At 70.2% G+C, this 1951-nt stretch carries 2 protein-coding genes; one reads left to right on the top strand and one right to left on the bottom strand.

What is annotated here, in order from left to right; translation table 11 throughout:
* Window positions 1-1051 (top strand): LCP family protein (locus tag GWK61_RS54305; protein ID WP_194922245.1); only part of this gene is annotated, 1051 nt, incomplete at its 5' end.
* A gap of 65 nt (window positions 1052-1116) precedes the next feature.
* Here GWK61_RS54305 and GWK61_RS54300 read toward each other — a convergent pair.
* The coding region (locus GWK61_RS54300) for an MFS transporter (RefSeq protein ID WP_499704282.1) at window positions 1117-1951 on the bottom strand (835 nt) is incomplete at its 5' end.

Genomic DNA, 1951 nt, shown 5'->3' with positions numbered 1-1951 from the left:
CGGGTATCCGGGTGGGCCGGATGGGCCGCGGCCGGCGAAGGTGCGGCGGTTCAGTTGGCCGAAGCGGATCCTGGCCGGTTCCTTGGTGCTCGTGCTGTTGGTCGGGGGGTATGCGACGTGGCTCTACTTCCATGCTTCGGGGCAGATTCAGCACGAGAATGTGATCTCCGACTACCCAGGGCGGCCCGCCGCGGGCAAGGGGACGAACTGGCTGCTGGTCGGCAGTGACAGCCGGGAGGGACTTACGCGGGACCAGCAGGACGCGCTGCACACCGGGACCGGGGCGGTGACCGGGGACACGTCGCGGACCGACTCGATGATGATCCTGCACTCCGGATCGAACGGGACCTCGCTGATCAGCCTGCCGCGCGACTCCTACGTCACCATCCCGGCGTGGACCGACAGCAAGGGCAAGCAGCACAAGGAGTCGAAGAACAAGCTCAACGCCGCCTACGCCTTCGGGAACGCGCCGCTGCTGATCAAGACCATCGAGGTCACCACCGGGGTGCACATCGACCACTTCGCCGAGGTCGGCTTCGGCGGCTTCGTGAAGGTCACCGACGCGGTCGGCGGGGTGGACCTGTGCCTGGACAAGCCGATCCAGGACCAGCTGTCCGGCGCCAACCTCAAGGCCGGCTGCCAGACCCTCAGCGGCGCCCAGGCCCTGGCCTACGTGCGGGAGCGCTACGCCGACCCGCTCGGCGACATCGGACGCATGCAGCGCCAGCGCACCTTCCTGGCCGCCCTGGCGCACAAGGTGTCCTCCATGGGAGTGGTCCTGAACCCGTTCAAGCTGGTCCCGGTGCTGGACAACTCGCTGGCCGCGTTCAAGGTCAACGACGGCACCAGCCTGGGCGACCTCTACGACATGTTCCAGAGCATGAAGGGCGTCAGCGGCGGCAGCGGCCACACCGTCGTGGTGCCGATCGCCACCGACAACTACAACGTGCCCGGGGTCGGGTCCTGCATCCTGTGGGACAAGACGAAGGCCGGCGCGTTGTGGAGCGCGGTGATCAACGACACCACGATGCCGGCCGTCTCGGCGACGTGACGGGCTGATGGGCTGACGGGCTGACGGACGGCCGGGACGTGGAGGACGGCCGGGAACGAGCCGGATCAGTCCACGACCTCGCTGGCCGTGACTCCAGTCTCGGCCTCGACCGCGACAGTGCCGTTGCCGGTGCCGATTTTGCCGCCGGCACCGGCGCCGTCCGCGGAGCCCTGAGCGGGGATGACGACCGGCGCCGCAGCTGACTCCGTCGTAGCCGCCGTCGCCGCCGCCCCCGCAACACCAGACCCAGCAACACCAGACCCAGCAACACCAGCCGCACCAGCCGCCTCCGGCGTCGCGTCCAGCCCCCGCACCCGCCGGAACGACGTCGCGAGCACCCCGGCGTACACCGCCGCGCACACCAGATACGGCAGCCGTCCGCTCGACTCGGCCAGCGCCCCGCCGATGATCGTGCCGGCCGCGCCGGCGGCGAACATCACCGTCTGGTAGCCGCCGGTCATCCGGCCGAGCATCTCGCGCGGTACCAGGCGCATGCGCGCGGTGGTCAGGCTGACGCCGATGATCAGCACCGCGGAGGCATCCATCGCCAGCCCCACCGACATCTGCGGGCCGCTGCGCGCGGTGCCCAACAGCAGCTCGCCGATGATGCCGAAGACCAGGCTCACCAGCACCGCCGAGGACGTCCGCAGCGTGGCCACCCGGCCGATGGACAGCATCACGGCCACCGCCGCGACGTTCCCGGCCGCCAGCGTCCAGCCGAAGGCGGTCTTGTCCAGCCCGACCGTGTGCGTGCCGAGTACCACGATCGCCGCGACCGAACCGGCCTGCGCCAGCGTCATCGTGCCGATCATCGCGGCCATCAGCCGCATCGGCCCCGGGCCGAAGGAGATGCGCACCCCGTCCTTCACCTCGGTGATCAGGCGCCGGTCGGGGTTGGGC

The sequence above is a fragment of the Catenulispora rubra genome, from assembly GCF_015356825.1.
Taxonomy (GTDB): Bacteria; Actinomycetota; Actinomycetes; order Streptomycetales; family Catenulisporaceae; genus Catenulispora; species Catenulispora rubra.
The sequence above is the reverse complement of the archived record's forward strand: the minus strand, read 5'-3'. Positions and strand labels throughout refer to the sequence as shown.